Annotated in this window: 7 protein-coding genes; 3 read left to right on the top strand and 4 right to left on the bottom strand. The window is 42.9% G+C overall.

Going from position 1 to position 6814, the window contains the following annotated elements; genetic code table 11:
- The first annotated feature begins 220 nt into the window (after window positions 1-220).
- Window positions 221-1234, top strand: a complete 1014-nt coding sequence (locus tag AB4384_RS16870; protein ID WP_372129855.1) for a porin — start codon at window positions 221-223, stop codon at window positions 1232-1234.
- 127 nt (window positions 1235-1361) lie between these two features.
- Here the strand turns inward: AB4384_RS16870 and AB4384_RS16865 are convergent, their stop codons facing one another.
- Window positions 1362-2021, bottom strand: coding sequence for a DUF2726 domain-containing protein (locus AB4384_RS16865; protein ID WP_017065541.1), 660 nt, complete (start codon window positions 2019-2021; stop codon window positions 1362-1364).
- A 273-nt stretch (window positions 2022-2294) separates the two neighbouring features.
- Between AB4384_RS16865 and AB4384_RS16860 the strand changes: the two genes are divergently transcribed.
- Window positions 2295-2480: a hypothetical protein gene (locus AB4384_RS16860; protein ID WP_017059179.1), complete on the top strand. Its 186-nt coding sequence runs from the start codon at window positions 2295-2297 to the stop codon at window positions 2478-2480.
- A gap of 135 nt (window positions 2481-2615) precedes the next feature.
- On the opposite strand, the gene AB4384_RS16855 is transcribed toward AB4384_RS16860, so the two are convergent.
- Complete coding sequence (locus AB4384_RS16855) at window positions 2616-4574, bottom strand: diguanylate cyclase domain-containing protein (protein WP_372129854.1); 1959 nt, start codon at window positions 4572-4574, stop codon at window positions 2616-2618.
- A 261-nt stretch (window positions 4575-4835) separates the two neighbouring features.
- Here AB4384_RS16855 and AB4384_RS16850 point away from each other — a divergent pair, with 261 nt between their 5' ends.
- Window positions 4836-5942, top strand: coding sequence for a M20/M25/M40 family metallo-hydrolase (locus AB4384_RS16850; RefSeq protein WP_017059177.1), 1107 nt, complete (start codon window positions 4836-4838; stop codon window positions 5940-5942).
- Window positions 5943-6050: 108 nt separating this feature from the next.
- Here AB4384_RS16850 and AB4384_RS16845 read toward each other — a convergent pair whose 3' ends face one another.
- Complete coding sequence (locus tag AB4384_RS16845) at window positions 6051-6473, bottom strand: DUF3859 domain-containing protein (protein WP_019824122.1); 423 nt, start codon at window positions 6471-6473, stop codon at window positions 6051-6053.
- A 78-nt stretch (window positions 6474-6551) separates the two neighbouring features.
- A partial coding sequence (locus tag AB4384_RS16840; RefSeq protein WP_372129853.1) for an AAA family ATPase occupies window positions 6552-6814 on the bottom strand: 263 nt, incomplete at its 5' end.

Below are 6814 nucleotides of genomic sequence, written 5' to 3'. Positions count from 1 at the left end.
TCATATTTGTTAACAAAGTGTGATCCCGCCCTGTTCAAAACCCAACCCCACACATCATAGCTATTTTGAATACATACAGCACAGTAATACATAATGAAATTTGCATAATGGTAAAGCGCGCCTATATTCATAACCTGTAGGAATCAATAATCTAAATTCAATGCTACACGTGAATTTATGGTTTACGATAAATACAAGTGTGAAAAATAGGGAATAAATTATGAAAAAATCACATATCGCCATTGCAGTGGTGAGCATACTATCGACATCTGCCGTATCGGCGGCGACCATTTATGAGACAGATGAAACAGTATTCAATATCGGCGGCCGCGCAGAAGTTCGAGGGAATTTCTCTGATGCGAATAAAAGTGCTGGTAATAGTAGCACCTATAGTGATAGATCACGTGTCCGCTTAAGTGTCGATGGCACACAAAAAGCGTCGGACGATATTTCCTTTTTTGGGAAATATGAATTCGAACTAACAGAGTCTGAAGATGGCGCATCAGATGATATCGGCATTAACACTCGATTCTTATATACGGGTGTTCAAACCAATCACGGTAACGTCTATTATGGCCACCAAAATAATGCCGTTACCTACTTAACCGATTGGACGGATATGGCTGAAACCTTCAGCGGCTATATCAATGAATACACGGTGTCGACTGCTGATCGAGCAAAAAATGTTTTACGTTATGAACTGACAAGCGACAACATCACCTTTCAAATTGATGGCAATTTCAATTCAGATAGTGAATCAGCACAAAGTGACGGCTTCGGTGCAGTTGTCGCCGGCAGCACTTCGATTGGGTTAGATATTGGCGTCGGTTATGCGTCAAGTGATGAAACCTATGGCGTTGGGACAGATACAGAAACTTCTGATGCCTATATTGGTGCGGTTAAGTACACCAACGATCAGGGGGTTTGGTTCGCCGCACTCTATCAATTTGGTAGTATTTCAGGTCTAGGTGTAAAAGATTCAGACTACGATTCTGCCGATGCTTACTTGGGATACTCGTTTGGTGCCAACAACGTCAACCTGACCTACAGCTACTTTGAAGCTGACGATATTGCAGATTACGACATTAACTTTATCGGTCTAGAATACGCACGTTATATTGGCGATGTGGCCTTCTTTGGTAGTTATAAGTTTAACATGTTAGACGAGGGCGAAGGTGGGCAAGGCGATAACGACGAAGATGAGCTACAGCTCGGTATGCGTTACGCGTTTTAGTCTAAACCAATCCACTTAATATTAGTAAAGCCGAGCATAATCAATGCTCGGCTTTTTAGTTTGTATAACTTATTCGTATCTAAGCGATTGAATGGAGTCCAACCGGATGCATTACTATCGATACCAACTATTCTTCAACATCGAATACAACGTTGTAGTTTTCGGTATAGGTGCAGTTTGGCTGGCGGCTACAAGTGAAGAAGCGTCGGCCTTTGTAATCGCCTTGGCTTGCCAGTTTGATGATCATTGGGCTGCCACACTTCTTACAAAATCGCACTTCTTTTGATGGCTCGATTAAATCGATGTGTGCTGCCAGTAACCTCTTCAAACGGCTCACTTGGTAGCTGTGTTTAATAGATGCACCAATCAGAGGTAAACCTGCCGATTTACACACGTGAATTAGTAGCTTTTCGCGATCGACTTTCCCTTTATTGAGCTCTTTGCCGTTATCAAGTTCGATAATAACGCGGGGCTCTAGCGTTCGCGGGTCGCAAACAACAAAGTCGAAGTAACTACGTGAGATCTTGTTGTTGGCGATAAACCAATTCTTCTTATTGTTCGTCTTAGCAGGAACAAGTACGTTCGACATGCTGACTTTAGCAAACACTTCCCCATGGTTGCCCACAGCTGATTTTAGCGCATTATAGAATGTCGCCTGTTGCGCCGACATCAACGCGCCTTTCTTCTGATAAGCGTGGTCTTTGGTGTCATCGTGTTTCACCACATACTTTTGAATAAAGTAAAAGAACACAACCAGAACAATTACAACGATAAAGATATTAGTCATTTTCCAACACAATCAAGTCTGTATAGGGATTAAGAGAGTAGCTAGCGTATGTAGAAAAGCATCACCTGGCAAGCAAAAGAGCGAGAGTCGCCAACCAGAATCACGACCTTTGAGCGCAGTGCCCAACGAGAGGTCGCTCCTTCGCTAGACACACCTCTCTTATTTTGATAATTAAATCATCAATTACACTCTAGATTGATTTAGATCAATTTACCTAGATTTGTGATCAACTAGTCTGAAAAACGTTAGGCAAATGTTAATAAGGAAATTGATATGGAACTTAAACAAGACCCAAGATGTTATACCGACGTATGTGTAGATGGTAAATGGTTCCACTATGACCACTGCGGAACCCAAGCCTACATGTTAAAGGGAGGAGCTTCGGCTGTGATTGAACTCGCTAGCGAACCAGCGACAGAAGGCGAATTGGTTGAAATGCTTCAAGGTGTCGCTAAGTAACCCACCAAGCCAAATCACAGTATGAATTAAGCGAATAAGAGTAAATAGCCGTATTAGTTCAGATAAGCACTCTTATTCGCTTAGTTATTGAAGTTCAGGTTTCTTGATTGCAGGGGATTAACTAAGTTTAGGAACTCAAATGATAACGACTTTATTGCGCCCTGACTGCTTAGCTTGATACAAAGCATCGTCTGCCGATTTCAAGTGTTTCTTATAGGTACGGCTATTCAACTGTTGCTCCGTTAGATGAGTCGTCGCACCAATCGATGTGGTTAATTCTAATGGGCCAGAATGCGTTTCAATCGCTCGGTCAGCGATCGCTTGCCTTATAAGCTTAAGCTCTTTATTAGGATCTTGATTCCCAGCCAGCAACAAAACAAACTCTTCCCCACCCCATCTTGCCACTACATCGTTTGTTGATAAGATTTTCTCTAAACGCTTAGCGACTTCCACCAGCACTTGGTCACCAATATCATGGCCATAAGTGTCATTAACTTGTTTGAAGCGGTCTAAATCTAGAATAGCGAGCGTATACCCAAACGACGACAAATGATGTGGCATCGGCTGAGTTAACCGTTGCTCTAAGTAACGCCTATTGTATAAGCCTGTCAGTTCGCATCTTGTTGATTGCTTAAGTAGTTCTTTGTTGGTCTTCTGGATCGAGCGTAACCTTATCAATAGTAACGTGGCGCTTATCATCACCATGATACCCAAAGCGACGACGATTCGATTCCGTAATTGCTGCTTATCTAATGTCAGCTCACCCAACTCTTTTTCTGCGTTAAGCAGTTCGTTTTCTTGAGCTAATGATGCCGTAGCGAAATCTTGCTCTAGTAAAAAGATATCACTCTGGCGCTTATCAAATAGCAGCGCTTTGTTGCCCTTGTAATAGAGTTTGAAGTAACGAAGTGCGTTCTCGCTGTCGCCTCTCGAATCATAGTATTCAGCAAGTGTTCTTAAGCCGAGGACCTTCCAGCTGCGAGTCCCCACAACATCGAACATTGCAGACGATCGCTTTAGATCAGCAAAAACAAAATTATCTCGGTTCAAACCAATGTTCGCTAAGGCTCTATTTAGGTAACACTGCCCCAATTGAAGTGTGTATTTGTCCACGCCTGGGTATCTAAGACACAAGTTTGCGACTTGTCGTGCTGACTCAAAGTTCTTTTCCGCCAACAACACATCACTCTCTGCTTTTAATAGGATGATTTTGTATCGTTCACTCACGTTATCGCCATTTAGCTTAGCCGCACTTTGATATGCTTCTCGGCCTTTGACTAAATCACCACTGCGCAGATAAGCAAAAGACTCATTCACATGCAGCACGCCGATGGTAGACGCTTCGAGTAGTCCACTCTTGTAATAGAGCTTTTTGGCTCTTTTAATCAGCTTGAGCGCTTTAGGCCAGTCTTCCAAATAGATATAAAGCAGTGCCATATTTGACACTAACTTGCTGTTGTAGATGTGATGAGGGTACTTCTTACCAAGGTCTAAACCTTTATGGAAAAAGTATTGAGCTTCAGGAAAGTCATTGCGGATGTTATTGATGACACCAGCCGTGTTATAGGCCTTAATCAACAACTCTTCATAGTGAAGCGATTCTGCGATATCTATCGCTGCTCTGATTTGGATTTCAGATTCCGCTAGCTCACCCTTACTGATGTATTCAATCGCCAATTCAACGAGAGATTGGGCCTTTAGCCAACCCATATGTTCTTGTTGTGCGAGTGCTTTAATCTGCCTGACGTATTCGGAAACCGCTTCGGTATCCAACTTATGTTGCGCGAGGTTGGACAAAATCATCAATTCGTAAGCACGATAGATGGCTTTATCTTGGTCTGGGAACTTGGCTTGGAGAGCCTCAAGTTGTTGGGAAGCTAAATTAGGGTCACCGCGAGATACATCGAGAATATCGATCAACGCAGATCCATATTGAGAGAGTGATAACTCTTTCTCTGGACTATAAACACTCGGGTTTTCAGGGCGAATATGCTTTAAATCGTCGTCATAAGTTGGATAGAGCAAATACAGCCCCAGCACAATACTCATCAGCACCACGAAAAGGAATGAACCTAACACATTGTTTCTATTCATTTATCAGGGCCATTATTGATTGAATTCCAATTTTATTGACGTTTTTTTAAGAGCGGTCAAACATTATACCCGACAGATATACAGATTAAAATCCTGCGCACTGGTGGATCTGAATTGGGTTTTTCTCATTAATTAGAATAATCAGGCAACTTTCTTGATTTAACTCAGACAATCATCTACCTCATTGGCGTTATAGTGATTTTCCTGTTCCTACCTCCGCGGCTTCTTTTTGAACAAGCGGAAGCATAATGAGAATTAACAATGACCCAAATTAATGAACAACGTCTTGTAGAACATTTCTGCGATCTAGTGAAAATTGATAGTGAATCTCGTAACGAAAAAGCGATTGCTGAAGCTTTGGCTGAGCAACTCGGTGAACTAGGTTTTGAAGTTCACAAACTGGCGGTTCCTGAAGAAGTGTCTAATGGTTTCAACATCTACGCTCGTCTAGATGGCACTCTTCCAGGTAGCACAGTGTTCAGCTGCCACATGGACACAGTGACGCCAGGCATCGGCATTGAGCCAATCATCGAAGACGGTATCATCCGTTCAAAAGGCAACACAATTCTAGGTGGTGACGACAAGTCTGGTATCGCAGCTATCATGGAAGCGGTTCGTTGCATTAAAGCTGAAGGACAAGAGCACAAAACTATCGAGATTGCATTTACTGTATTCGAAGAAGGCGGTCTGTTCGGCTCTTTGAACTTCGATATGTCTTACATTCAATCTGAGCACGCAATCGTACTTGATACAGGCGGTCCAATTGGCACTATCGTAAACGCAGCGCCTGGCCAGCAGAAGATTGTTGCTAAAATCAAAGGTCGCCCTGCTCACGCTGGTTTAGCACCAGAAGAAGGCATCAGCGCAATTCAAGTTGCTGCAGACGCTATTACTAAGATGAACCTACTTCGTATCGATGAAGAAACGACAGCAAACGTTGGTATTGTTGAAGGTGGTCAAGCAACTAACATCGTAATGCCAGAGCTTAAAGTCGTGGCTGAAGCACGTTCTCTAAACGGCGAAAAGCTAACGGCTCAAGTTGAACATATGATCTCTACATTCCAAGAAAGTGCTAAGCAGTTCGGCGCTGAAGTAGAAATCGAATCAACTCGTGCTTACGATGCATTCGTTATTGCAGACGATCATCCGCACATTCTTTCTATCAAATCGGCGTTTGAGAAGCTTGGCGTCACAGCGAACACTAAACGCACTGGCGGCGGTAGCGATGCAAACAACTTCAACGCAAAAGGCCTGACAACAGTTAACCTTTCTACTGGTATGGCGAAAGTTCACACCACTGAAGAGTACATTGCAGTGAAAGACATGGTCGCAATCACTGAGTTTGTTGTGGCTTACGTAACGCAATAATCGAATCCATTAGTTAGGTAGTCACTTCTATCTAGCACAATGAAAAAAGCCGAGACATCATCACGATGCTCGGCTTTTTGTTGTTTAGGTGAACATAGAAGGTCGAACCTAAAACCCTCTACGCTTCCAGAATTGGCCTTCGTCTTTTGCTACTAGGTCGAATGTCTTGTCGGCGATGATGTTGCCTTTTAGCTCAACCGTCATGCGCCACTTTCCTAGCTTGTTCGAGACAGGAGCCCAGATAGTGTCACCTAAGTAGAAATCCCAGTCATTGTTACCGACATACTCCTCACCATCAAACGGTTCGAGCACTTCACCTTTGTCTGTGGTGATGTTTGGGTGATAAATGCAGTAACGGATCTTCTCACCTTTGGCTTTTTTGATATTCAGGATATAGCCAAACTCTACGTCGATTTCAGCATCAACGGTGGTGGTGAACTCTTGGATTTTTGGAAGATCTTTAGATTTTGAATCCCATGTGGAATAGATACCATAAGAAGTCATGTCGACCACAACAGAGCGCTTTGCCATTTCAATCGTTACCTTGAAGTTGTTCTATTAATTTAATTCTATTTGCCATTCAGCCACGCAAGCAGAAGAAGAACGAGGCTATTCTTGCCAGTCTTTCGCCATACGCTTAATTACTGAAGGTTCAATGTCGTGAATAGTGCCATATTGCTCTCGGCACACTTCGATAATTAATTCTGCTTTATATTTGAGTGCAAGTTGGCGGTAGGCTTTCATTTCCCAATGCTTAATAAAGGTATTCGAAACAACCACATCAAACCCTTGCTTTAAGCCGTTTTCAGCTGTGTTTTGACACCACTCATGAGCTTGTTGCAGCTGCCTAGGGGCTTTGTTTCCTAAATCAG

Source organism: Vibrio sp. 10N.261.51.A4 (genome assembly GCF_041471945.1).
In the GTDB taxonomy this organism is placed as follows: domain Bacteria; phylum Pseudomonadota; class Gammaproteobacteria; order Enterobacterales; family Vibrionaceae; genus Vibrio; species Vibrio crassostreae_C.
This window is presented reverse-complemented; position numbering and strand designations above follow the sequence as displayed.

Bases quoted from the DNA above. Each gene is read 5' to 3' on its own strand.
- AB4384_RS16855 (WP_372129854.1), bottom strand. From the start codon at position 4,574: ATGAATAGAAACAATGTGTTAGGTTCATTCCTTTTCGTGGTGCTGATG.
- AB4384_RS16850 (WP_017059177.1), top strand. From the start codon at position 4,836: ATGACCCAAATTAATGAACAACGTCTTGTAGAACATTTCTGCGATCTA.
- AB4384_RS16865 (WP_017065541.1), bottom strand. From the start codon at position 2,021: ATGACTAATATCTTTATCGTTGTAATTGTTCTGGTTGTGTTCTTTTAC.
- AB4384_RS16860 (WP_017059179.1), top strand. From the start codon at position 2,295: ATGGAACTTAAACAAGACCCAAGATGTTATACCGACGTATGTGTAGAT.
- AB4384_RS16845 (WP_019824122.1), bottom strand. From the start codon at position 6,473: ATGGCAAAGCGCTCTGTTGTGGTCGACATGACTTCTTATGGTATCTAT.
- AB4384_RS16870 (WP_372129855.1), top strand. From the start codon at position 221: ATGAAAAAATCACATATCGCCATTGCAGTGGTGAGCATACTATCGACA.